General features: G+C 41.6%; 24 protein-coding genes. 15 read left to right on the forward strand and 9 right to left on the reverse strand.

The annotated features are described in order from the left end of the window. Positions 1-22: 22 nt before the first annotated feature. Genes EVU92_RS05425 through EVU92_RS05435 form a run of 3 tightly spaced genes read left to right on the forward strand, consistent with a single transcriptional unit; the run spans position 23 to position 2,498 of the window. A complete protein-coding gene (locus tag EVU92_RS05425) occupies positions 23-841 on the forward strand; it encodes a protein-glutamate O-methyltransferase CheR (protein WP_130050329.1) in 819 nt (272 codons plus the stop codon). Beyond that, positions 838-1,455, forward strand: coding sequence for a chemoreceptor glutamine deamidase CheD (gene cheD, locus EVU92_RS05430; RefSeq protein ID WP_130050330.1), 618 nt, complete (start codon positions 838-840; stop codon positions 1,453-1,455). Before EVU92_RS05425 ends, cheD begins: the two co-directional genes overlap by 4 nt. Before the next feature lie 8 nt (positions 1,456-1,463). Then, positions 1,464-2,498 (forward strand): chemotaxis response regulator protein-glutamate methylesterase, encoded by a 1,035-nt coding sequence (locus EVU92_RS05435; RefSeq protein WP_130050331.1) that lies wholly within the window; start codon positions 1,464-1,466, stop codon positions 2,496-2,498. Here EVU92_RS05435 and EVU92_RS05440 read toward each other — a convergent pair. Next, positions 2,485-3,516 carry a polysaccharide deacetylase family protein gene (locus EVU92_RS05440; protein ID WP_233786765.1) on the reverse strand — a complete coding sequence of 344 codons (1,032 nt, stop codon included), beginning with the start codon at positions 3,514-3,516 and terminating at the stop codon, positions 2,485-2,487. The genes EVU92_RS05435 and EVU92_RS05440 overlap by 14 nt on opposite strands. On the opposite strand from EVU92_RS05440, the gene dinF reads away from it, so the two are divergent. Then, positions 3,493-4,827 carry an MATE family efflux transporter DinF gene (gene dinF / locus EVU92_RS05445; protein WP_130050332.1) on the forward strand — a complete coding sequence of 445 codons (1,335 nt, stop codon included), beginning with the start codon at positions 3,493-3,495 and terminating at the stop codon, positions 4,825-4,827. The genes EVU92_RS05440 and dinF overlap by 24 nt on opposite strands. A gap of 1 nt (position 4,828) precedes the next feature. Here the strand turns inward: dinF and EVU92_RS05450 are convergent, their stop codons facing one another. Together EVU92_RS05450 and nfuA are read right to left on the reverse strand one after the other, a co-directional pair. Continuing rightward, entirely contained in the window at positions 4,829-5,098 is a 270-nt protein-coding gene (locus tag EVU92_RS05450; RefSeq protein ID WP_130050333.1) for a hypothetical protein, read from the reverse strand. A 14-nt stretch (positions 5,099-5,112) separates the two neighbouring features. Further along, positions 5,113-5,688, reverse strand: a complete 576-nt coding sequence (gene nfuA, locus EVU92_RS05455) for a Fe-S biogenesis protein NfuA (RefSeq protein ID WP_054554437.1) — start codon at positions 5,686-5,688, stop codon at positions 5,113-5,115. A gap of 144 nt (positions 5,689-5,832) precedes the next feature. On the opposite strand from nfuA, the gene EVU92_RS05460 reads away from it, so the two are divergent. Beyond that, positions 5,833-8,385 (forward strand): M14 metallopeptidase family protein, encoded by a 2,553-nt coding sequence (locus EVU92_RS05460; RefSeq protein ID WP_130050334.1) that lies wholly within the window; start codon positions 5,833-5,835, stop codon positions 8,383-8,385. A 12-nt stretch (positions 8,386-8,397) separates the two neighbouring features. Here the strand turns inward: EVU92_RS05460 and EVU92_RS05465 are convergent, their stop codons facing one another. Then, entirely contained in the window at positions 8,398-9,108 is a 711-nt protein-coding gene (locus tag EVU92_RS05465) for a phosphoribosyltransferase family protein (protein ID WP_130050335.1), read from the reverse strand. Between the two features lie 58 nt (positions 9,109-9,166). Here EVU92_RS05465 and bioH point away from each other — a divergent pair, with 58 nt between their 5' ends. From bioH to EVU92_RS05480, 3 genes are all read left to right on the forward strand, one after another. Next, a complete protein-coding gene (bioH, locus tag EVU92_RS05470; RefSeq protein WP_130050336.1) occupies positions 9,167-9,904 on the forward strand; it encodes a pimeloyl-ACP methyl ester esterase BioH in 738 nt (245 codons plus the stop codon). A 101-nt stretch (positions 9,905-10,005) separates the two neighbouring features. Beyond that, complete coding sequence (locus EVU92_RS05475) at positions 10,006-10,314, forward strand: hypothetical protein (RefSeq protein WP_130050337.1); 309 nt, start codon at positions 10,006-10,008, stop codon at positions 10,312-10,314. A gap of 5 nt (positions 10,315-10,319) precedes the next feature. After that, entirely contained in the window at positions 10,320-11,186 is an 867-nt protein-coding gene (locus EVU92_RS05480; protein WP_130050338.1) for a putative metalloprotease CJM1_0395 family protein, read from the forward strand. 85 nt (positions 11,187-11,271) lie between these two features. Here EVU92_RS05480 and EVU92_RS05485 read toward each other — a convergent pair whose 3' ends face one another. From EVU92_RS05485 to greB, 4 genes are all read right to left on the reverse strand, one after another. Further along, positions 11,272-13,587: a Tex family protein gene (locus EVU92_RS05485; protein ID WP_130050339.1), complete on the reverse strand. Its 2,316-nt coding sequence runs from the start codon at positions 13,585-13,587 to the stop codon at positions 11,272-11,274. A gap of 136 nt (positions 13,588-13,723) precedes the next feature. After that, positions 13,724-14,305, reverse strand: coding sequence for a hypothetical protein (locus EVU92_RS05490; protein WP_130050340.1), 582 nt, complete (start codon positions 14,303-14,305; stop codon positions 13,724-13,726). 45 nt (positions 14,306-14,350) lie between these two features. Further along, positions 14,351-14,659: a hypothetical protein gene (locus EVU92_RS05495; RefSeq protein WP_130050341.1), complete on the reverse strand. Its 309-nt coding sequence runs from the start codon at positions 14,657-14,659 to the stop codon at positions 14,351-14,353. Between the two features lie 114 nt (positions 14,660-14,773). After that, positions 14,774-15,256 carry a transcription elongation factor GreB gene (greB, locus tag EVU92_RS05500; protein ID WP_130050342.1) on the reverse strand — a complete coding sequence of 161 codons (483 nt, stop codon included), beginning with the start codon at positions 15,254-15,256 and terminating at the stop codon, positions 14,774-14,776. A 156-nt stretch (positions 15,257-15,412) separates the two neighbouring features. Here greB and ompR point away from each other — a divergent pair, with 156 nt between their 5' ends. Together ompR and envZ are read left to right on the forward strand one after the other, a co-directional pair. After that, positions 15,413-16,132 (forward strand): two-component system response regulator OmpR, encoded by a 720-nt coding sequence (ompR, locus tag EVU92_RS05505; RefSeq protein WP_130050343.1) that lies wholly within the window; start codon positions 15,413-15,415, stop codon positions 16,130-16,132. Between the two features lie 5 nt (positions 16,133-16,137). Beyond that, positions 16,138-17,433, forward strand: coding sequence for a two-component system sensor histidine kinase EnvZ (envZ, locus tag EVU92_RS05510; RefSeq protein ID WP_054562852.1), 1,296 nt, complete (start codon positions 16,138-16,140; stop codon positions 17,431-17,433). A gap of 321 nt (positions 17,434-17,754) precedes the next feature. Here envZ and EVU92_RS05515 read toward each other — a convergent pair whose 3' ends face one another. Then, positions 17,755-18,459, reverse strand: coding sequence for a 2OG-Fe(II) oxygenase (locus tag EVU92_RS05515; protein WP_054563475.1), 705 nt, complete (start codon positions 18,457-18,459; stop codon positions 17,755-17,757). Positions 18,460-18,495: 36 nt separating this feature from the next. On the opposite strand from EVU92_RS05515, the gene EVU92_RS05520 reads away from it, so the two are divergent. The 5 genes from EVU92_RS05520 (at position 18,496) to astA (ending at position 23,436) form a co-directional block, all read left to right on the forward strand. Then, a complete protein-coding gene (locus EVU92_RS05520; protein ID WP_130050344.1) occupies positions 18,496-18,894 on the forward strand; it encodes a thioesterase family protein in 399 nt (132 codons plus the stop codon). 82 nt (positions 18,895-18,976) lie between these two features. Continuing rightward, a complete protein-coding gene (locus tag EVU92_RS05525) occupies positions 18,977-19,555 on the forward strand; it encodes an aminodeoxychorismate/anthranilate synthase component II (protein ID WP_130050345.1) in 579 nt (192 codons plus the stop codon). Between the two features lie 48 nt (positions 19,556-19,603). Next, positions 19,604-20,764, forward strand: coding sequence for an HDOD domain-containing protein (locus tag EVU92_RS05530; RefSeq protein WP_130052232.1), 1,161 nt, complete (start codon positions 19,604-19,606; stop codon positions 20,762-20,764). Between the two features lie 369 nt (positions 20,765-21,133). Next, positions 21,134-22,339, forward strand: a complete 1,206-nt coding sequence (locus EVU92_RS05535; protein WP_054552417.1) for an aspartate aminotransferase family protein — start codon at positions 21,134-21,136, stop codon at positions 22,337-22,339. Positions 22,340-22,419: 80 nt separating this feature from the next. Continuing rightward, entirely contained in the window at positions 22,420-23,436 is a 1,017-nt protein-coding gene (astA, locus tag EVU92_RS05540) for an arginine N-succinyltransferase (protein WP_130050346.1), read from the forward strand. The last annotated feature ends 4 nt before the right edge of the window (positions 23,437-23,440 follow it).

Here is a 23,440-nt window from a genome sequence, read left to right on the forward strand (position 1 = left end):
TTACAGCTGCAGGGTCAAACACATGAAAGAGTTTTTATTAACGGATAGTGATTTTAAAGCTATTTCGTCACAAGTGTACGATGCTTGCGGCATTGTCTTAGCGGAGCATAAACGCGAGATGGTTTACTCGCGTTTAGCAAGACGTATTCGCCAACATAAGCTTAAGAACTTTAAAGAATACTTAGATTTTCTCGAAGAGCACAAAGAGCAAGAGTTCAGTGAGTTTATTAATGCAATAACGACTAACCTGACTTCTTTCTTTCGTGAACCCCATCATTTTAGTTATCTAAAAAATACCATAGTACCAAAACTACTGGTAAGTAATGCTAAGCAAAAACGTGTAAGGGTGTGGTCTGCAGGCTGCTCAACCGGCGAAGAGCCTTACACTATTGCTATGACCTTAAGCAGTTTATTTCCATCTGACTGGGATGTGAAAATCCTAGCCACTGACTTAGATTCAAATGTGCTCGCTAAAGCGCAGGCTGGTACGTACACAGCAGCGAATGTGAATGGTTTAGACAAAAGCCAACTTAAACGCTGGTTTTTAAAAAGCCATGATGAACAGTTATATAAAGTAAAACCCGAACTACAAAAAAATATTTTTTTTAAACGTCTAAACTTATTACAGAGCTGGCCTATGAAAGGGCCGTTTGATGTTATTTTTTGTCGCAATGTTGTTATTTATTTTGATAAGCCGACCAAAGATACCCTATTTAAACGTTATTATGATTTGTTGACCGATTCCGGTCACTTATTCTTAGGGCATTCCGAAACACTGGGTAAGGACCACAAAGAGTTTAAGAATTTAGGCCAAACGATCTATCAAAAAGGTGGTCTATGAGTAGTCATTTTAAACCTGTATTGCCTGGTTTTGAACACGTTAAGCGGTTTTGGGATGGTAAGCGCCACAAAGTCGTTGCTAAGGTATTGCCTGGCGAGTTTTATGTTTCAAAATCAGATGAACTGATCACAACCGTGCTAGGTTCTTGTATTGCAGCCTGTATTTACGATGAAGGTTTAGGCATTGGTGGCATGAATCATTTCATGCTACCAGCAGAAAAAGGCGTTGATCCTAGCAACGCACACAGCCTTAACTGCCGCTATGGCAACTGGGCAATGGAATACTTGATCAATGAAATCCTAAAAAATGGTGCTTCTAGACGCAATCTCAAAGTTAAACTATTTGGTGGTGGAAAGATTATTCGTTCAATGACAGATATTGGTGTTGGCAATATTCGTTTTGCAAATGCCTATGTACTTGAAGAAGGTTTAGATTTAGTATCCCATGATGTTGGCGGGCCTTGGCCTCGTAAGGTGATGTTTGATCCACAAACAGGCAAGGCACAGGTTAAAAAGATGCGTGAATTGCACTCTGATCAACTCGAGAAACGTGAAATTAAATACTTACACGATATTGAGCAACAAGATGCAGAAACGGATATTGAATTATTTTAGGAGAGCATATGATCAAAGTACTCATAGTTGATGATTCTGCTTTGATCCGTGGTTTACTCAAGGAAGTACTCGAGCAAGCGCAAGACATTCAAGTCGTTGGCGCGGCAGAAGACCCTTATCAAGCCCGAGATTTAATTAAGCGCCTTAATCCAGATGTCTTAACCCTTGATATCGAGATGCCAAAAATGGATGGATTAAGCTTTTTAAAAAACTTGATGCGTCTTCGTCCTATGCCGGTTGTTATGATTTCAACGCTTACTCAAAAAGGCTCCCCAATCACTTTGGAAGCCCTCGAAATTGGCGCAGTTGATTTTATTGCCAAGCCAACTATTAATGTCACTGAAAATTTGCAACGTTATGCGCATTTACTACATCAAAAAGTGCGTACAGCAGCTGATGCTAGAGTGCGTGCCTTTAAAGAGTCAAAAGTTGAAGACGATAGCTCTTTAGCAACACTTGAGTTTAAAGCTAATAGCGTGCTTGCAATAGGTGCTTCAACAGGTGGCACAGAAGCGATTAAAGAAGTGCTAGTACGCATGCCAGAAAACTGCCCACCTATTGTTATAACACAGCATATTCCTCCTGTATTTAGTACTTCATTTGCGATGCGCATGGATAGAACCTGTAAAATCAACGTTAAAGAAGCTGAACATGGTGATAAGCTACAAACTGGCTGGGCATATATTGCACCAGGCGATCAGCATTTAAGTGTGGTGAAAAAAGCAGGCGGCTTGTTTTGTCAGCTTGACTCGAGTGAGTTGGTTAATCGACATCGTCCCTCTGTTGATGTGCTATTTAACTCTTTGGAGGTAGCCTGTCCGAAAGCGACAGTGGCTGCGTTACTAACCGGTATGGGTAGTGATGGCGCAAGAGGTTTATTGGCCCTAAATCAAGCAGGGGCTTACACAATAGCTCAGGATGAATTATCGTCTGTGGTATGGGGGATGCCAAAAGCCGCAGTGGAGCTCAATGCGGCTAATGAAGTGGTTCGTCTTGATAAGGTAACGGCACAAATGCTAAAACAAGCTGTTAAGGTAAAATAACCCAAGGTTGTGAGAACCAGTAGTAGTTTCCTTTTTTCGCGATAGATGGGGCCGTACAGTTAAAGCGAGAGCGGCCTTTTTTCAGTTTTTCAGGTGAGGTGATCTTCACCGTATCTTTACTAAGCCACGTTAAATCGGCTTGACCAATACCAGAGACATAACAAGCAAACTGACTTTTATGAAAGTCTTGCATATCAAATTGCATACTTAAACTTGGCGGGTTTTCATGCGTTACGCTATCTGAGTAGGTGAGCTGCTTGATAGTGAATGCTTGCGAGTCTAGTTTAGTGGCAAGCGTATCAAGTTTTGAGTAAAAGCCCGACGCCGGAAAGCGTGGTAATCGGGTAAAGTCAGAATGGATACCTACAGCACCCGAATGTTGACCTATACCAACAAAGCCTAGAGATTTAACTAACTGTTGTAATGAATTGTTAAACTCGCCATAAGGGTAAGCAAGATATTTGTAATCATGACCAATTTCTTCTTTAATGCGTTGCTGAGCAGATAGAATATCTTTTTTAGTGCGAGCTAACCACGCCTCTTCACTCTCGCCTGGCTGTTTGCGATGTAAGTAATTATGGACTTGTGTGTGATTGCTGATTATGGCGCCTTTATTAGATAGCTCTTTTAACTGTTGCCATGTCATAACATAGCTTTTGCCTTCATCAATCAACTCGGGATTAACGAAAATAGTATATGGATAGCCAAATTTTTCTAAGATTGGTGCCGCTTCTTCATAGTTATTTTTATAGCCATCATCGAAGGTAATCGCGACGGTTTTATCTGTCAGAGGCTGGCCGGCTTGTAATGCGGTGATGAGTTCATCTAATGGAATAACTTTAAAGTTATTATCTTGCAAATATTGCATATGTTCTGTGAATGTATCGCTGCTGACACTGGTTACCGCAGGAAGGGTTTCACTGACGTGGTGATACTGTAGAATGACAGCGCCATGGGCACGCAAAGATAAACCTAACAGGACTGCAAATACTAAATGAAACATTTTCTTAAACGTCATAAGGCACACCATAAAAGTTTACTGTTATTAGCCGGTCCGATGATTTTATCAAATATTACCGTGCCAATGTTAGGTTTAGTTGATACCGCTGTAATCGGTCACTTAGGAAGCGCTCACTATTTGGCTGGTATAGCACTCGGTTCAGCAGTTATCTCGTTATTATTTTGGCTAGCAGGTTTTTTACGGATGAGCACCACAGGGTTGGTTGCACAGGCCTATGGTAAAAGCGATCACACCTTACTCGCTGAGCTATTAAAGCGCAGCTTGTTACTAGCAACAGCGGTTGCGCTGTTATTAATAGCGCTGAGTATACCTATTCAATCCTTAATGGCATATTTATCAAATGCCAATGACGCTGTTTTAGAACAAGCAAATAGCTATTTTTCAATTCGTATTTTTAGTGCGCCTGCTGCTTTGTGTAATTTGGTTTTACTTGGTTGGATGTTAGGGGTGCATTATGGCCGCGGGCCATTTTATTTATTACTTATCACCAATATTACTAATATCGTGCTTGATATTTATTTTGTGGTATTTCTTGATTGGGGTGTGGCTGGAGCTGCGTGGGCATCTTTAATTGCTGATTATACTGCCCTTGTTTTTGCACTTATGTTAGTTGCACAACTTGCCAAAAAGCAGGGTGTTAACCTTGCCGTGAAAGCATGGTTAAGTGTTGCTAAGTTACTTGATTTAGTGAATTTAAATCGTGATATATTTATTCGTTCACTGGCGCTACAACTGTGTTTTAGCTTTATGACTTTTTATGGCGCACGTATCGGTGAAACAACTTTAGCGGCCAATGCTGTATTGCTGAACTTTTTAATGTTGGTGAGCTTTGCACTTGATGGTATTGCTTATGCGAGTGAAGCTAAGGTCGGAAAAGCTAAAGGAGAACAAAGCACTAAGCAGATTAAGCTATGGGTTAATTTGAGCCTGTTTTGGGGCGGGTTATTTGCCGTGTTTTATAGTCTTATATTTTTATTTTTTGGCAAGGCAATCATTCGTTTACTTACCGATGTGCCAGAGGTTATCAGCCTCGCGACTGTTTACCTTCCCTGGGTCATTATTTTACCTATTGCGGCGATGGGTTGCTTCTTATTTGATGGCGTATTTGTGGGTTTAACACGTGCCAAAGACATGCGAAATACAATGCTATTTAGTGCTTTGGTGGGCTTCTTTGGACTGTTTTGGCTGGTAAGTAGCTGGCAGAACCATGGTTTGTGGTTTGCTATGACGAGCTTTATGTTGATGCGAGGGTTAACTCTGTGGATTCGCTACCGTAAAATTATCAATAATCAGCAATTATTAGACTAAATCACTTCCATAGATCCGGGTCGTGATCTTTCGGTGAAGATCGTTCTAAGACTTGTGCAAAGCGGTTGGCAAAAATACCTAAGTAGCCCCAGGCTGCAAAGAATATCGCCACAGCTAAAATGATCAGACCAATTAATTGAAATAGTGCGGGCCCATAATAACCTATAGCAATAAAAATCACGGCCAGCACAAATAGTGCTAGGCCGCGAATAAAGCGTTTTAAGCTTAACTTGGGGTCGCTACCTAAGCGAAATACCCATTTTTTAAGCATGCTTTAAATACCAGTTAGTAGTAAGAGTGTTCACCAGATTGGTGATCAGTAATGTCTCTTACACCATTGATTTCGTCAAACTTGGCGATCATTTCTTTTTCGATGCCTTCTTTAAGTGTGACATCAATCATTGAACAGCCGTTACAGCCACCGCCAAATTGTAGTACTGCGATTCCGTCAGCAGTAATTTCTACTAGGCTAACTTGACCGCCGTGATTAGCGAGCTGTGGATTAACTTCAGTTTCAAGCATGTGTTGAACACGCTCTTGCAGTGACGCATCATCGCTAAGTTTACGTGCTTTTGCATTTGGCGCTTTAAGTGTTAACTGAGTTCCCATTTTGTCAGTTACAAAATCGATTTCAGCTTCTTCTAAGAAAGGGGCGCTTTCTGCATCAACAACGGCATCAAAGCCATTGAATGGTAGACGAATATCAGTCGCTTCAACGGCGTCTTCTGGGCAGTAAGAAACACCACACTCAGCCTGCGAAGTACCTGGGTTTACTACAAACACGCGAATGTTCGTTTGTTCAGCTTGGTCTGCTAAAAGTTTAGCAAAATGAGATTGTGCAGATTCAGAAATAGAGATCATAAAACGGACTATACTTGACTAAATTACTCGGATACTGAGTATCATACTCCGCTCATCGTATTGTCGCCAGTGTTGAGCGTAAAAAGTTGCATCTATTTTATCGAATGGTAGCGTTAAAACATCAAATAATTACGGGTGCTATCTATGCGTTTTATAATAACAATATTAACCATGCTAGTGAGCGTCAGCGCATTAGCAAAACCTCTTTCTTATTACTTTGAAGAAGATGTGAAATTTGACCCAACTATTCCTACCCCAGAGCAGGTGCTAGGCTACGAAGTGGGTGAGTGGCATGTACGTCACGATCAGCTTGTGCAATATATGCAAATTCTTGCTGAAAAAAGTAATCGAATGAACTTCAAAGTAATCGGTCGCACACATGAACAGCGTCCGCTTGTGATGCTAACCATCACAGCACCAGAAAAGCTGGGTCAGGTAGAGCAAATCCGCAAGGCTCACTTAGCTCGCTTAAATGGTGGAACGAGTGACTCAAGCAAACAACCTGCGGTTGTATGGATGGGTTACAGTGTTCATGGGAATGAGTCATCAGGTAGTAATGCATCGCTACTCGTTGCTTACTACCTTGCCGCTGCACAAGGCCCAGAAATAGATGCCTTACTAAACAACACGGTTATTTTACTAGACCCATCATTGAACCCAGATGGTTTAGCACGTTTTGCAAATTGGGCGAATAGTAACCGTGGTATGAAGTTATCATCAGATCCACAAACTCGCGAGCACATTGAAAGTTGGCCGAGTAGCCGTACTAACCACTATTTATTTGACTTAAATCGTGACTGGTTGTTACTACAGCACCCTGAATCACGTGCACGCATTGCGCAGTTTCATCAATGGAAGCCCAATATCCTAACAGACTTCCATGAGATGGGCCCAAACAGCACATACTTTTTCCAGCCTGGGATCCCAACTCGTAAGCACCCAATCACTCCTGAAGAAAATGTCACGCTAACTAAAGCAATTGCAAACTATCATGCAAAGACACTTGATGAGCATAATGCTCTTTACTTCACAGAAGAAAGCTTCGATGACTTTTACTATGGTAAAGGCTCAACTTACCCAGATGTAAATGGCGGTGTAGGTATTTTATTTGAACAAGCGAGCTCACGTGGTCACTTACAAGAAACCATCAACGGCCCATTAAGCTTCCCGTTTACGATTAAAAATCAGTTATTAACGAGCCTATCGACGTTCCAAGCCGCGCTTGATAACCGTACAGACTTACTTGATTATCAAGCCAAATTTTACAACAAAGCTGTTGACCTTGCTGGTGATGAAGACTTTAAAGGGTATGTGGTGAAAGGCGGCGCTGATCAAAGTCGCATGAAGTACTTCCTTGATTTATTAAAACAACATCAAATCAATGCGTACATGTTAGAAGAGCCGCTAAAAGTGAACGGTCAAAGCTTTTCTGAGCAGAGCTATTATGTGCCTTTAGCACAGCCGCAATTTCGTTTAATTAAAGCGATTTTTAGTGAGCAACAGCGTTTTGTCGATAATACATTTTATGATGTATCTGGCTGGACACTTGCTCATGCCTTTAATTTAGAATTTGCAAAGGTAAGCAGTAATTGGGGCTTAAAGGTTGCCAAAATGCCTTGGCAGCAAAGTGTTAAATCAAGCTTTGCCGCTTTACCACAAAGCTATGCTTATGCATTCAAATGGGATGATTACCTAGCGCCAAAAATGCTTAATAGTTTACTCGAACAAGGTGTGAAAGCACGGGTGGCATTAAGCCCACTTACAGCAAAAACGCCTTCAGGTGAAATAGCTTTTGAGCCAGGTAGTATTCTTGTTCCTGCAGGTCTGCAAACTGATAGCAACTGGGTTAGCTATTTAAACCAAGCGCAGAATGAGTTTGGCATTGAAATAACACCAATTAGCTCAGGCTTAACGGTTAAAGGTGCTGATTTAGGTTCTCGTGCAATGGCGGTTGTGAAAGCGCCTAAAGTATTACTAGTGGGAGGTCAGGGAACCAGCCAGTATGAACTTGGTGAAGTATGGTATTACTTAGATCGTTTCGTTGGCACAGCGCCAAGCATTATCGAAATGGAGCGCTTAAATCGCATCGACCTTGAAAACTACAGTCATATTATTCTAGCGCACGGAAATTTCAATCGTCTTGATGATGCGACTAAAGTGGCTATTAAATCGTGGGTTCGTAAAGGCGGTGTTATTTGGGGACATAAAGGCGGTGCTAAATTCTTAGCTGATCAGCAACTACTAAAGGCTAATTACTTATCTCGTCGTGATGTAGCCAGTGCATTTGATACAACAGGGCTTACCTATGCCGATAAAGATGACTTAGCTGGTCGTCAGCGTATTGCGGGTGCTATTTTTAATACTTCAGTGGATTTATCTCACCCACTTACGTATTCGCTGAATCGCAATACATTACCTGTGTTTAAGAATAGTACTTGGCTACTTGAGAAATCAGACGCACCTTTTGTGAACGTGCTTACTTACACAGATAAACCGCTTTTAGCTGGCTTTACTGATGACGTAAACGTAGAACAAGTAGCTGGTGCGGCAGGCTTAATTGCGCACTCTTATGGTAAAGGGAGTGTGATAGGCATGACCGATAACCCAGTGTTCCGTGGTTATTGGTATGGTACCAGCCGATTACTGAGCAATGCATTATTCTTTGGTAATGCCTTTCATGCCTCAGGTGATAAATAATCACAATTAATCTTAGCGCAGGTTGTCTAATCCAGTTAAGCAAGTGAGCATAGCCCACACTTGCTTAGCCCCTGCATTTTTTATGGCTTCTGTCGCAGCATTTATGGTTGCGCCAGAGGTCATCACATCATCAATAATTGCCACGGTTTTTCCTGTTAAATCTTGCTGACAAACAAACGCATTTTGTAGATTTTTAACTCTTTTCGTTTTACTTAACTGTGATTGCGCTTTGGTTGCTTTTTGCTTGTAAAGAGCTGAGCTAACAGTACATTGCTGCTTTTTTAAAACAGGCAGCCAAGTTTGGCTTACCTGATTAAAACCGCGTGCTAAAAAGCGCTGATTATGCAGTGGTAGCACAATAAAAAGATCGGGCCAATTTATATTAACCTGACGAGCTAATTGCAGCTGCCTCTCTATTACTTGTTGTAGTGCCACACGAAAATACTGCTGATCGTTAAATTTCAATTGCTTGAGCCAAAGTTTCAAAGGCGCTTGATACCAAGCACAGGCAATTAAATAATCAAAATTACTATCAGGAAATGCATCACATATATCAGGTCTGTGTAACAGGTTTGGGTGGCGTGTAAGATCGAACAAATTGAGGTCATTTAAACAATACTGACACAAGGCTTGATTAGCCTGTATGTGACTTTGGCAGCTAATACAAAAGTTAGGGAACAGTGCGTCTAGTCCTAGTTTTAAGGTATGAGAGAAGTGAGACATTGCATTCATTCCTTTAAACGCTATTATGAGCGCTAAGTGTGGTTGGGAAATACAAAATATGCAAAATGATATGGTGCTATTACATGGCTGGGGAATGAACCAGGGGGTTTGGCAAGTGATCAAGCCTGAGCTTGAGTTTTTCCATGATGGTGAAGTCCGTTGCTTTGACTTACCTGGATTTGGTAATGCGCAGTCAATTCCAACACCTTACTCTTTGCATGATGCAGCTCAGCAATTAAGCGCCCAGCTCAATAATAACTCTATTCTTGTTGGCTGGTCTTTAGGTGGTCTTTTTGCTTTGTATATTGCTGCACATTGGCCAGACAAGGTAGCAAAGGTTGTGTTGGTTTCTTCAACGCCATTTTTTGCGCAAACCGACGAATGGCCGGGTATCAAGCCTGAAGTATTAAACGCCTTTAAAGATCAGCTGGTTAGCCACAGAGAAAAAACGATAGAACGGTTTTTGGCGATACAAGCGATGGGCAGTGAATCAGCTCGGGACGATATTAAGCAGCTAAAAGCACTTTTAAACCAGTATCCAGCGCCACAAGAGCAGGCTTTAAGTGCTGGCTTAGACATTTTACAGCAGGATGATTTGCGTGAGCTATTCGCTAACCTTAGCGTACCTGTGCGTGGTATTTTCGGCCGTTTAGATTCATTAGTACCTTATCGTGCGATTGAAAAAATGCATGCTTTACAGCCTCAGTTTGAATATGAGGTTTTAGATAAAGCCTCACATGCGCCATTTATTTCTCATAAAGCAGCATTTATATCAGCACTGAAATCAATGTGTTAAGCAAAACTCGCTGAGAGGCCAGAAAAATAGCGGGATTTAGCTTTATTTTGCTCGTTTTATGAGCGATACTTAACAAGTAGATCTCACTGTTGGAGGGTGTTATGCCAATCAGTTCTGTTTTTAATAATGCGGTAGAAGGTTATAACCGTGCTAGTCAAGGTATCGAAAAGGCGAGCGCAGAGATTAGCCGTGCCTCAATTGATCAGCAAGATGATGCCCAATTAGCTCAACAACGGCAATTACAAGCGGCGAGTCCAAATGAAGCTGTTACTCCGCCAGCTTCACAACCTGCCCCAATCGATGAGTCGCTTGTCAATTTGAAAGTTGAAGAGTTTAATGCAAAAGCCAATATCAACACGATTCAAACTGCTGATGAAGTGCTCGGTACACTAATAGATATTAAAGTTTAGTACTTATGAATATCGTCACTCCGTTTCCTTCGATTAATATCAACACGGCGAATGTGCACACTGAAAGTGCTCGCCGTGATAATCAGTTACGTGAAGTGATCCCACCTCCTGCTGCTACCAAGCCGAGTAACGCGGAAAACAAAACCCTTAATGATGGCGACAAAACCAAGCAGCCTGGTTCTGAGGCCGGTACTTATGATGCTAAAGGGCGTCTTGCTGAAGACAAAGTAATTGAAGAGCGTCAGCAAGGTCGCGAACAAGGCGAGTCTGAGCAAACAGAGCAAGAACAACAGGAAGCTAAACAAGAACAACAAAAAGAGCAAAAGGTTGCAGAGCAAGAACAGCAAGATGCTGAACAAATTAAAGAGTTAAAAGCCCGCGATACCGAGGTGCGTATTCATGAGCAAGCGCATGCGACAGTTGGTGGTCAATATGCAGGCTCGCCAAGCTATGAGTATCAACGCGGCCCCGACGGTACAAACTATGCCGTAGGCGGCGAAGTGCAAATTGATGTTGCTGAAATAAAAGGCGACCCAAAAGCCACAATCGAAAAAATGCAGACAGTGCGTGCAGCAGCGCTTGCACCACAAGAACCATCGAGTGCTGATCGTTCTATCGCGGCCGATGCCACACAAAAACTTATGGCAGCACAAGCTGAGCTTGCCAGTCAATCAGCAGATAGCGATGCTGATTCAGGCAAATCGACCTTCAAAATAAACAGTGAGTATGCCGAAGATAGCGCTATTCAAAGCAGTGAAACTAAAACAGCCAAGCGTGATGTAGAAGTAGACGAGCGTGCCACACGTATTGCTAACTTTTATCAAGCAGCTACCTCGCCCACCAATCAAAATCAGTTTTCTGCTTTTATTTAACATCCTTAAATAAAAACCGCGTAAGTTTAAACTCACGCGGTTTTTTATTATCGATTGATACCAGTTTGATTAATCTATTTGGGGATTACTTTTTCACTTTTGCATTGGCAAATGCATCTGCAAACGCATTGCCCATCGCAACATTACCAAATTCGCGTTTTTGCTTTGGTGCGCTTTTCGCTTTAGCTGCAGGCTTAGGTTTGCTCGCTGGTGCGGCTTTATTGCTGGTATCAACATCATCGTCTAAACGCATAGTAAAGCTAATACGTTTACGTGCAGCATCTACTTCAACTACTTTTACTTTTACAATATCACCAGCTTTAACCACTTCACGTGGGTCGGAAATAAACTTATTGGTAATAGCAGAAATATGCACTAAACCGTCTTGGTGTACGCCCACATCAACGAAGGCACCGAAGTTAGCAACGTTAGACACCACACCCTCTAAAATCATACCAGGTTTAAGGTCGTTAATGGTTTCAACACCGGCTTTAAATTCCGCTGTTTTAAACTCAGGGCGCGGGTCACGACCCGGTTTATCAAGTTCTTTGATAATGTCGGTAACGGTAGGTAAACCAAACTTTTCGTCTGTGTAATCGTTAGCAACGAGCTTGTTTAGGATGTCAGAGTTACCAATTAGGCTGTTTACATCTAAGCTGTTTTTCTCGCAGATACGCTTAACAACAGGGTAGGCTTCAGGGTGAACTGACGAGTTATCGAGAGGATCTGAACCTGTACTGATACGTAAGAAACCGGCAGCTTGTTCAAAGGCTTTTGGACCTAAGCGTTCAACTTTTTTCAGTTCAGAACGTTTACTAAATGAGCCATTCGCATCGCGGTAGCTAACAATATTTTGTGCTAACGTTTTGTTTAAGCCTGATACGCGAGTAAGTAATGGCACTGATGCCATGTTTAAGTCTACACCTACAGAGTTTACACAGTCTTCGACTACTGAAGTTAGCGTTTGCCCTAGTTGGCTTTGCGATACATCGTGTTGATACTGACCTACACCGATTGATTTAGGCTCGATTTTTACCAGCTCGGCAAGTGGGTCTTGTAAGCGGCGCGCAATAGACACCGCACCACGTAGTGAAACATCAAGGTTAGGGAACTCATTGGCTGCAAATTCAGACGCTGAATAAACAGATGCGCCTGCTTCACTGACCATTACTTTATTTAGTTTTAGTTCACTGTTTGCTTTAATCAGTTCTGCTACTAACTTGTCAGATTCACGTGAAGCCGTACCATTACCAATAGCAATTAGCTCAACTTTATGCTGGCGACATAATTGTTCTAAAGTACGAAGCGATTTATCCCAATGATTTTGTGGAGCGTGCGGGAAAATCGTTTGTGTTGTTAACAGCTTGCCAGTGCTGTCTACAACGGCAATTTTACAACCTGTGCGTAAACCAGGATCGAGACCTAACGTGGTGCGTGGGCCTGCAGGAGCGGCCATTAATAAGTCTTTTAAGTTCTTAGCAAAAACGTCAATTGCGCCGGTTTCTGCTTTTTCGCGCATTGCACCTAAAAATTCATTCTCTAGATGTAGGCTTAACTTAATTTTCCATGCCCATTGCACTACGCTCATTAGCCAACTGCTTGCAGCAGAGTTGCTAACATCTAAGCGGTAATGATCAGCAATCATTTGCGCGCATACTTGCGCTGGATTTTCTGCGCTTGGCTCAGGGTTGATACTCAGTTGTAATACGCCTTCATTACGAGCACGAAGCATAGCAAGTGCACGGTGTGATGGTACTTTCTTAAGCGGTTCTTGATGCTCAAAGTAGTCGCGGTACTTCACGCCTTCATTTTCATGGCCTGCGATTACAGCACTTTCAATTTGACCTTGTTGTGCAATATGACTACGAAATTTAGCAAGTAATTTGGCGTCTTCAGCAAAGCGCTCCATTAGAATAAATTTAGCGCCATCAAGCACTGCTTTTGTATCAGCAAAGCCTGCTTCAGCATTAATGTAACTACTAGCTTGTTCTTCTGGGTCAAGGCTTGAGTTATTAAATAGCGCATCGGCAAGCGGTTCAATGCCTGCTTCAATAGCTATTTGTCCTTTCGTTCTGCGTTTAGGTTTGAAAGGCAGATATAAGTCTTCGAGCTCAGTTTTACTGTCAGCGTTATTAATGTCATCACTTAGCTCGGCAGTTAGCTTACCTTGCTCTTCGATAGTGGCAAGGATAAAGCTGCGGCGCTCTTCTAATTCACGTAAATACGATAAACGCTGCTCAAGTAAACGTAATTGCGTGTCATCTAAGCCACCAGTTACTTCTTTACGATAACGGGCGATAAAAGGGACTGTGGCACCTTCATCAAGTAGTTTGATTGCAGCAACAACTTGTGATTGCTGGGCATTTAGCTCGGTCGCTAAGCGTGCAGAGATATTGCTCATGCATAAACCTTTTTTAAAAATAGAAAATCAGTAAAACTGAAGATTAATTGCCTGAATAATATCACAATAAGAAGGCCTTAAAAGCACTGCTTTTAAGGCCTGCAAAAATAGTCTTACACAACGCAGATTTTAATGCTTAGTGTGGGTGATCCACATGTTGTAATACTTCGCTAAAGCTATTAGCAATTGGGTTGATATTAACTGGGATATGTAGTTTTTTAGCAATTTCACGAGCTGAGATCAAACCACAAATTTCTTGTTTAGCACTGGTTACTAATAGGAACATCATACCTTGGTGCTCCATTGTTTGTAGAGCATCACCAATACATGCATAGCTGATGCTTTGCAGGCTTACCCCCGCTAAATTGCCAAGAGGAGTCATCACATCATGCAAGGTGATTTCGTCACGGTGTAAGTTCAAGCGCTGTGCAAGAATCATAATTTTTGAGCTTTGTAAGTCAGCGCTAGATGTAAGGCCAAGCAGTTTGTCCTCGCTATCTACAACTAAAATAAAATCTGAGCAACAGCTATTAGTTTGCTTTAACGCATCGACAATTGTGGTGCCGTAATGTGCACGTAAAGGGTCTTTTTTAGTAAAGCTATTAAGTACTTTTAAAGCTGGAGAAGTGAGATCTAGTGTTGGCTCAACTTCATTCACTGCATTAGATAATGCGCCATTAGAGATATCTTGAAGACGTAATTCTTTGAAATTATTCATTTTGGTCACCATACATTTTAATAAAACTGAAATTGAAAATTTAAGTTAATTAAAAGCAGGCGGCCCTCGCTGGTGCGCGCTATAAACAGACACCTTATTAGAAGAGTGAACATACGAAACCATACGTGCATCTGGCAGTGGTTGGGCTACATTAGCGACGAACGCAGGAGTATGTTTATCGAGGTCGGTATCTAAGTTGGCAGGCTCTGCACTATCGCACGCAATAAAGTGAGCGGTTGGCGTAACACTGTCTGAATGGCTTTCTATATCACTGGCGTAAGATATCAAACTCACACTTATTAATAGTGCGAATACAATGGCATTACTCATGATGCGTTGTATTGCGTTTGACATACTTACTACCTTCTAAAACTCAAGTAATGATTTATCTTGAGTACCTTTAGTTATAGATCACATTTTCAGACTAAACAATCAATAATTAACGCTTTCTGAATTTTCTGGGAAAAATTATTTCGCATCAGGATAAGTTATCTCGTTGATATACCATTCTTTTGCGCCTTCAGGCGTCATCACCGAAAAATCATCATCAACCTGTTTACCAAGTAGCGCTCGAGCCATAGGTGCATCAATAGAAATGTAATCTTTGCGCTCGTAAATTTCGTCGGGACCGACAATGCGGAAACGCTTTGTATCGCCTTGTTCATTCTCAATTTCGACCCAAGCGCCAAAAAACACTTTACCCGCTTGCTGCGGGTTATAGTCAACGATTTTAAGATCTGGCATACGTTTACGAAGATAGCGTACACGGCGATCTATCTGTCGTAAAACACGTTTATTAAACTGATAATCTGCGTTTTCAGAGCGGTCGCCTAAGCTTGCTGCCCAAGTAACAATTTTAGTAATTTCAGGGCGCTTTTCATGCCATAAGTAATCATGTTCTTGTTGTAATTGCTGATACCCCTCTCGGGTTATTAAATTTGTCTTTGCCATTTTTATTTAGCCTAAAAAGAAAACCAGCCGCAAAGTATGCCTTTGTCGAGTCAGATTTTGAAATGTTCAGTAACAATCTAAGCGCGTAATTCGATTTTTATTCTTAACTTTTTCATTTATATTAATAAGTAACATATTACAAAAAGAATGAAAGTTATGGGACACGAAACGACAAAAGTATTGGTTGTTGATGACGATATGCGCTTACGCAGTTTGCTAGAGCGTTACCTTGTAGAACAAGGCTTTATTGTTCGCACAGCAGCAAATTCAGAGCAGATGGATCGCTTGCTGGAGCGTGAAAATTTCCACTTGATTGTATTAGATTTAATGTTACCAGGTGAAGATGGGTTATCAATTTGCCGTCGTTTACGTCAAAAAGAAAATGACATTCCAATTGTAATGCTTACAGCCAAAGGCGATGAAGTTGACCGCATAATCGGTTTAGAGCTAGGTGCTGATGATTACATTCCTAAACCATTCAACCCGCGTGAACTGTTAGCGCGCATTAAAGCAATTTTACGTCGTCGCGCTAAAGAAGTGCCGGGGGCTCCTGCTGCTGAAGAAAACGAAATTAGCTTTGGCGACTTCACGCTAAACCTTGCGACCCGCGAAATGAGCCATGGTGACAAAACAATGTCGTTAACCAGTGGTGAGTTTGCAGTATTAAAAGCATTGGTAACTCATCCTCGTGAACCACTTAGTCGCGATAAACTGATGAACTTAGCGCGTGGTCGTGATTATAGTGCGCTTGAGCGCAGTATCGATGTTCAGGTTTCACGATTACGCCGTATGATTGAAGTCGATGCGGCTAATCCGCGTTATATACAAACAGTATGGGGCTTAGGCTACGTATTTGTGCCAGACGGTGAAAAATAATAGTAATGGGCATGTTTCCACGTAGTGCGTTTGGACAAACAGTATTTTTGGTTGCGGCCTTGCTGTTAATCAATCAAATTGTCTCTTATATCACGGTCAGTTTTTATGTTGTTAAACCAACTATAGAACAAGTAAACCTGATCCTATCTAAACAGGTGAAAACCGTGTTTATTGAATGGGAAGAGGGGGTTGAGGTAAGTAAGGAAGCCTCTGACAAGTTTTTTGAGATCACTGGCATTGAAGTCATGACCCAGCGCCAAGCAATGAGTGAAGGCTTGGCTGAAACTCGTGAATACTCGATGCTATCGCGAAGCATGTCGAAAGAGCTTAACGGCTCTGCACGGGTGCGTATTAGCCAAACAGATCCTCTTGTTTATTGGGTTGAAGCACCGCAAGCACCAGGCTACTGGGTGCGTGTGCCGCTCACTGGATTGCAAGAAAACAACCTAAAGTTCTTAACCTTTTATCTATCAAGTATTGGTTTTTTAAGTGTTCTCGGTGGCTGGTTGTTTGCCCGCCATCTAAATAGACCTTTAAAAGCGCTGCAACAAGCGGCTGTTAAAGTGGGAGTGGGCGACTTTTCTACCAAATTAGAAGAGCAAGGCTCTACTGAAGTCATTGAAGTAACCCGTGCATTTAACCAAATGTCACGGGGTATTGCTGCGCTTGAGAATGACCGTCGATTATTAATGGCAGGCGTTTCTCATGATTTGCGTACGCCGCTTACACGGATTCGTTTAGCGACTGAAATGATGTCGGATGATGAAGATTACCTTCGTGAAGGGATCATTCATGATATTGAAGATATGAACGCCATTATCGACCAATTCATTGAATATTTACGTCACCACAAGCGCGAAGAACTTGAGCTAGAAGACTTAAATGCGATCGTTTCTGAAGTCGTTGAGGCTGAGCAAAAACATCACCGTACTATTACCTTTAAAGAGAATCCAAGCTTAAGCGAAGTGCCAGTAAGTATGGTGGCGATAAAGCGTGTTGTTACTAATATGATTGAAAATGCAATTCGCTATTCAGATGGTGATATAGAGGTCGAAACCCGCGTGAGCAGTAATAAAAAGTTTGCCATGGTAGTAGTTAATGATCACGGCCCGGGGATCCCCGAAAGTGAACTTGAAACTGTATTTGAACCGTTTAAACAAGGTGATGCCGCTCGCGGTAGTGAAGGCAGTGGCTTAGGTCTTGCGATAATTAAACGTATTGTCGATATGCACGGCGGTCGAGTGCAGCTACTTAATCGCCCAGAAGGTGGCCTCAGCGCACAAATCTATTTGCCGTTTTAAAAGTATTTAGCTGTAAGCCTTGAAAGGTGCTGAAGCAATGATGAAATTTAAAGAAAGTAACAAGATAACTATTAAGATAGTTAGCCAGTTTAAAGCCATTTGAATGAGAACAGCTAGTTCATAAAGTGCAAAATGCATGAAATCGGCAATTAAAATTTTATTTTCATAAATTTAGTAGTTACAGAAATTTCCAAGTGAACATAGCCATTACTTGTGCTCTCATTTATCAAAGCAAACAAAAAGCGCGGCATCAAATGCCGCGCTCTTTTAATTTAAAGCTTAAAACTTACAGCTTTTAGCTTAGATTATTATTGCTTACCGTCAGGATTGTGGTTGTCCATAAATTTGTTCTGCGCGGTTGAATAAAACCCACGACGTTAAAATATACTTATCATTTGAAATAGGCTTATTACCACGGTGAGTGTGGGTAAAGTAGCCCGGTGCTACGACCATAGAGCCCTGTTTGGGTGATATTTTTCGTTGTTGATAGTAAAATTCAGTTTCCCCACCTTCCTCTACATCATTTAAATAAAACATAAATAACAGCACGCGATGTAGGGCCTCGTTATGGCCAGCTTGCGGGTATACCTCGCTATGCCAATAAGGGTAGCCACCTTTATTGATATCGTATTTTTGTGCTTGAATTGGACCCATGCGGAAAATTTGCTGCACTAATAGTGGCAACTGTGGTTTACCGACTTCTTCAAAATTGTCTTGTGTTAGGTCAACAGGTTTGCCCGTTTGCGGATGGTAAACCTTTAAACCAAAGGCACCAATCATCATAAAAATATGCTCTTCAAGGTATTTGAAGACGTAACCCGCGGTCGTTTGTTGAATATGCTTTAGTTGCTCAGCGTATTCAGGGTGGTTATTAAGGTATAAATCGCGACTGTCTTTTTTCGCTAGATCGACACCACCTGAGGTAATGCCTTGTTTTAAATGCGGGCTTTGTTCAAATACCGTGATAAAGTTGTCGCAAAATTCTTTGCTGAGGGCGTTTTCGTATACGCGAATAAAGTCCGTCATGAGCTACCTTTAGTTTATATTTTTTATAGGGTTACTATGTTTACTGAAACTATCACACCACGCTTTAGCGAAACAGATGTGCTAGGGCACATCAACAATACCGTACTCCCTGTATGGTTTGAAGCCGCCCGAGCGCCTATTTTCAGGTTTTTTACGCCCGATTTAAACCCTTATGAGTGGAAACTGATCATTGCCAAGGTTGAAGTAAGCTTTGTGGGTGAGTTGTTTTATGGTCACGATGTTACAGTGAAAACCAGTGTTGAGCATGTCGGTTCTAGTTCATTTGTACTTCGCCAAGAAGCTTGGCAGCAAGATAATTGCTGTGCAGTTGGTAAAACGGTATTAGTTCGTTATGACTTTGCAAATAAATGCTCGAAAAAACTTGATGAGCAAGAAAGAGCTGCCCTTACAGCGCATTTAATCGCTGAGAAATAAACCATTTTTTGCCGACATTTATGAGTGCTTGGGGTAAAATGCGCCTTCATTATTTTGACTGAGTAATTTTGGGTTACACGCAATGCTGTTAATGATCGACAATTATGATTCGTTTACATACAACCTAGTGCAATATTTTCAGCGCTTAGACCAAGATGTATTAGTTAAACGAAACGATGAGATTAGCATTGCTGAAATTAAACAGCTTAACCCAGAGCATATCGTACTTTCACCCGGGCCATGTTCACCAAATGAAGCAGGTATTTCTCTGCAAGTGGTTGAACAATTAAAAGGGCAGTTGCCAATTCTTGGTATTTGCTTAGGGCACCAAACTATTGCTCAGGCTCTAGGTGCTGATGTTATTCGTGCCAAGCAAGTGATGCATGGGAAAACCTCGTTAGTTAAGCATACCAATCAAGGTGTGTTTAGCGGTTTGGCTAACCCGCTGACGGTATGCCGATACCACTCTTTAGTGGTGGATAAACAAAGCCTGCCTAGTGACTTCACTATTACCGCATGGACAGAACAAAATTCTGATTTTGATGAAATTATGGGGATCATGCATAATGATTTAGCACTTGAAGGAGTACAATTTCATCCCGAAGCAATTTTGACCCAACAAGGGCTTGAATTACTTGCTAACTTTTTAACTCGCTTCTAACCTTAGGCTAGTGAATTAACAAATATGAACGACAATACGCCTGTGCAAATGACCGAAGAAACCCGACAACAAAGGACTGCGATGGTGCTTAATGAGCGCGCACACGATCTTTTGCTTGGTCACAGTTTTGCACAGCGTCAAATTGGCTTTATTCATACCTTAGAAATTGATTATGGCGAGTCAATGGAGCAGCGTACTCTATTAGAAGTAGAGGTCGCTGCCGAGAAAAAGCGTCAAAAGAGCAGTACAGCTCACCATAAATACCGTGCTCAGGCGAGTAAACAGTTACACCAAGTAATTGAAGCTGCCATGCAAAAGCAGCTTGAAGATATTGATTCAGTTATCCACGAAACTATCGGTATCCAAGACAGTGTACCTGCTATTCTAGATATTCTAGCTGTGCGTTCAGCCTCAGTGGGTCGACTAGAGCCATTAGTTAAAGACTTAAGTTGGTTAGGTCGTGAGCTCGTTGCGTTTGTGAATTTACCTTTTTATCGAAAACAACGTAATAAACACACTTCAGTTCAAGTTGATAATCCATTATTAGCGCTGCGTTACATAGGCTTAGACAATTTAAAGTTTGTGGTGCCAACCTTTGCGGTACGCCATTGGATGCCACACAGCACAGAGCCATTTCCACTACTAAAACGTCGACTTCGTGATAACTCAATGGCATGTGCCATTGCAGCTCAAGAGCTTGCTAAGCTAAATGGTGTAAATGAGGTGCACGCCTTTACCTTAGGTATGCTACTCGATGTGGGTAAAATAGCGCTAGTACGTATATACCTTCGTATTTTCGAATTAGTTTGGCAGCGTCAAGTAACGAAAGCCCGTGATGAGCAAAAGAAAGACTTACACACTGCTTTATTAGAACTAAAACCTGATCCATTATTTTTAAGCACCTTGCTAAATAAGCAGTCGATGAAGGTAACAGCGACCGTGATTGAGCAAATGGACTTTAGATATTTGCCATTTAATGCGGTAATGCAGCAATTAACTACACCCTTAGCTAAAAACGATGAATATTTGCCACTTACTAAGGTGATTTTAAAAGCTCGTTGTTACGCGCAGTATTTAAGTTTAAATGAGCATCAATTGGTCGAAAATGACGAAACTGAACGTTGGTTTACGCACTTCGATTTCACCAAGGAAGAGCTTAATCAGCTAGCAAAATGCAATTTTGATCGCTTTCATATTCAAATTAATTAAAAAAATTGTTAATTTTTTTGCGACTATTCATTCATTGTTTATCAATCTGCAGCGACAAATTTTTTGTCATTAGCCTGTGCTTGGCTCACTAGCCGTACGCCTTTTTATAGTAATTAGACCAAAAAACAGCCTTCAAATAGTTATTCACTATCCATGAAAAAATATCTCAAGCCCTTTATTTTCAAGGGCTACATGAAAGTTTTCTAAGAGACAGGACGAAAATTTTCTGGAATAATGGATGAATGAAAATTGAACCAAAGAGTTATTTTGGTGATTTTGCGCTAAGCTCAATCGGCTAAGTAAAATGGCTTGGTTTGGCTTTAGAGCGCCACCTTGCTCTGTGTGTGCTTACAATTAAGAGGATATAAAATGACAGTCAATCGCGAATTATTTGATCAAGTAATGGTTCCTAACTATGCACCATCAAGTGTTATTCCAGTTCGAGGCGAAGGGTCTCGCGTATGGGACCAAGAAGGTCGCGAATTTATCGATTTTGCTGGTGGTATTGCTGTTAACTGTCTTGGTCATTGTCACCCAGCTCTTGTAAGTGCATTAAAAGAACAAGGCGAAAAAATTTGGCACTTATCAAATGTAATGACTAATGAGCCAGCTCTTCGCTTAGCTAAAAAGCTAACTGACGCAACATTCGCAGAAAAAGTGTATTTTGCTAACTCTGGTGCAGAAGCAAACGAAGCAGCACTTAAACTAGCACGCCGTTTTGCACTTGATAACTTTGGTGAGCAAAAGTCACAAATTATCTCATTTAACAAAGGTTTCCACGGCCGTACATTCTTTACTGTAACGGTAGGCGGTCAAGCTGCATACTCTGATGGTTTCGGTCCTAAACCGGGTGATATCGTTCACTGTGACTACAACGATTTAGCGGCATTTGAAGCGCTTATCTCAGACAACACGTGTGCGGTAATGATGGAGCCTCTGCAAGGTGAAGGCGGTATCATTTCTCCAACCGCTGAGTTTGTTGAAGGTGTTCGTGAGTTATGTACTAAGCATAATGCACTACTAATCTTTGATGAAGTACAAACAGGTGTTGGTCGTACGGGTGAGCTTTATGCTTATCAAGGTCTAAATGTAACGCCAGATATCTTAACGACTGCAAAAGCGTTAGGTGGTGGTTTCCCTATCGGTGCGATGATCACCACAACTGATATTGCTAAGCACTTAAAAGTAGGTACTCATGGCTCTACTTACGGTGGTAACCCACTAGCATGTGCAGTAGCAGAAGCAGCATTCGACACTGTTAATACGCCAGAAGTACTTAATGGCGTTAAAGAAAAGTCAGCGTTATTCCGTGAGTTACTAACTGCGATTAACGAAAAGTACAATGTATTCACTGAAATCCGTGGCGAAGGCCTATTAATTGGTGCTGTAGTAACAGAGCAGTTCAAAGGTCGTGCAAAAGAGTTTTTAGTGGCTGGTACTGCAGAAGGCGTTATGTCTTTAGTTGCTGGCGCTGATGTTGTTCGTTTCACTCCGTCACTTGTAATTCCAGAAGCAGATATCCGCGAAGGTATGGCTCGTTTCGAAAAAGCAGTTGCAAAAGTCGTTAACGGCTAAACGAAACTGTCATTTCAGGGCAAGCTAAGCTTGCCCACATTTCTTAATTTACCGTTATTTATAAGGGAGCAAGCGGACTTATGATGATCCTTCGCCCAATCCAGCAAAGCGATTACCAAGCGTTAGTAAAGATTGCTGATGAGTCAGGCCATGGCTTTACGTCTTTGCCTAATAATGAAGAGTTATTACAAAAGAAAATTGATCATTCTGTCAGCTCATTTGCTAAAGCAGCCCAGCAGCCAGGTGATGAAGGTTACTTGTTTGTTCTTGAAGATAGCGAAACGGGAGAAGTCGTAGGGACTTCGGGTATTGAAGCCGCCGTTGGTTTAGATGATGCTTTTTATCATTATCATTTAAGCAAAGTGATTCATTCATCTCGGACGCTAGACGTGTATAAAGCCGTTGATATTTTAACCCTGTGTAATGATTACACCGGTGCAACAGAGCTGTGCACATTATTCTTAAAAGATGGCTACCGTAAAAACAATAACGGTAAATTGCTTTCAAAAGCGCGCTTTATGTTTATTAACCAACATAGAGAGCGTTTTGCTGATACCGTAATTGCAGAAATGCGTGGTGTGTCAGACGAAAGTGGCGAAAGCCCATTCTGGCAATGGCTAGAAGAGCACTTTTTCTCAATGGACTTTCCAACGGCTGATTACTTGACGGGTATTGGCCAGAAAGTATTCATTGCAGAGTTAATGCCTAAATACCCAATTTACGTTAACTTACTGAGCAAAGATGCACAAGCTGTGATTGGTCAAGTGCATGACAACACACGCCCTGCGATTGAACTATTAAAGAGCGAAGGTTTTACCTTTAATGGTTATGTAGACATTTTTGATGCAGGCCCAACTGTTGAAGCAAAAGTAGATAACATTGCTACAGTAAGAAATGCCCACACGGTTAAAGTTGAAATAGGTGAAAGCCAAGGCGACACCACGGTATTGTTAGCAAATGATAAAATTGCTGATTTTAGAGCAACCGTGACTCAAGTTAGCCTATCATGCGATGCCGAGAGCATCACAATCTCAAGTGAATTAGCAAAAGCACTTCACTTAGAAGCGGGTGATTCAGTATCACTAGCAGAACTATAGAATT

The organism is Pseudoalteromonas sp. MEBiC 03485 (assembly GCF_004195145.1).
GTDB classification, from domain to species: Bacteria; Pseudomonadota; Gammaproteobacteria; order Enterobacterales; family Alteromonadaceae; genus Pseudoalteromonas; species Pseudoalteromonas apostichopi.

Coding starts and splice junctions, on each gene's coding strand:
- EVU92_RS05515 (WP_054563475.1), bottom strand. CDS start 18,459: ATGACGGACTTTATTCGCGTATACGAAAACGCCCTCAGCAAAGAATTT.
- ompR (WP_130050343.1), top strand. CDS start 15,413: ATGGGACACGAAACGACAAAAGTATTGGTTGTTGATGACGATATGCGC.
- envZ (WP_054562852.1), top strand. CDS start 16,138: ATGGGCATGTTTCCACGTAGTGCGTTTGGACAAACAGTATTTTTGGTT.
- EVU92_RS05490 (WP_130050340.1), bottom strand. CDS start 14,305: ATGAATAATTTCAAAGAATTACGTCTTCAAGATATCTCTAATGGCGCA.
- EVU92_RS05440 (WP_233786765.1), bottom strand. CDS start 3,516: ATGACGTTTAAGAAAATGTTTCATTTAGTATTTGCAGTCCTGTTAGGT.
- EVU92_RS05480 (WP_130050338.1), top strand. CDS start 10,320: ATGAATATCGTCACTCCGTTTCCTTCGATTAATATCAACACGGCGAAT.
- EVU92_RS05495 (WP_130050341.1), bottom strand. CDS start 14,659: ATGTCAAACGCAATACAACGCATCATGAGTAATGCCATTGTATTCGCA.
- nfuA (WP_054554437.1), bottom strand. CDS start 5,688: ATGATCTCTATTTCTGAATCTGCACAATCTCATTTTGCTAAACTTTTA.
- EVU92_RS05520 (WP_130050344.1), top strand. CDS start 18,496: ATGTTTACTGAAACTATCACACCACGCTTTAGCGAAACAGATGTGCTA.
- cheD (WP_130050330.1), top strand. CDS start 838: ATGAGTAGTCATTTTAAACCTGTATTGCCTGGTTTTGAACACGTTAAG.
- astA (WP_130050346.1), top strand. CDS start 22,420: ATGATGATCCTTCGCCCAATCCAGCAAAGCGATTACCAAGCGTTAGTA.
- EVU92_RS05525 (WP_130050345.1), top strand. CDS start 18,977: ATGCTGTTAATGATCGACAATTATGATTCGTTTACATACAACCTAGTG.
- EVU92_RS05465 (WP_130050335.1), bottom strand. CDS start 9,108: ATGTCTCACTTCTCTCATACCTTAAAACTAGGACTAGACGCACTGTTC.
- EVU92_RS05535 (WP_054552417.1), top strand. CDS start 21,134: ATGACAGTCAATCGCGAATTATTTGATCAAGTAATGGTTCCTAACTAT.
- EVU92_RS05530 (WP_130052232.1), top strand. CDS start 19,604: ATGACCGAAGAAACCCGACAACAAAGGACTGCGATGGTGCTTAATGAG.
- EVU92_RS05460 (WP_130050334.1), top strand. CDS start 5,833: ATGCGTTTTATAATAACAATATTAACCATGCTAGTGAGCGTCAGCGCA.
- bioH (WP_130050336.1), top strand. CDS start 9,167: ATGCAAAATGATATGGTGCTATTACATGGCTGGGGAATGAACCAGGGG.
- dinF (WP_130050332.1), top strand. CDS start 3,493: ATGAAACATTTTCTTAAACGTCATAAGGCACACCATAAAAGTTTACTG.
- EVU92_RS05475 (WP_130050337.1), top strand. CDS start 10,006: ATGCCAATCAGTTCTGTTTTTAATAATGCGGTAGAAGGTTATAACCGT.
- EVU92_RS05425 (WP_130050329.1), top strand. CDS start 23: ATGAAAGAGTTTTTATTAACGGATAGTGATTTTAAAGCTATTTCGTCA.
- EVU92_RS05450 (WP_130050333.1), bottom strand. CDS start 5,098: ATGCTTAAAAAATGGGTATTTCGCTTAGGTAGCGACCCCAAGTTAAGC.
- EVU92_RS05435 (WP_130050331.1), top strand. CDS start 1,464: ATGATCAAAGTACTCATAGTTGATGATTCTGCTTTGATCCGTGGTTTA.
- greB (WP_130050342.1), bottom strand. CDS start 15,256: ATGGCAAAGACAAATTTAATAACCCGAGAGGGGTATCAGCAATTACAA.
- EVU92_RS05485 (WP_130050339.1), bottom strand. CDS start 13,587: ATGAGCAATATCTCTGCACGCTTAGCGACCGAGCTAAATGCCCAGCAA.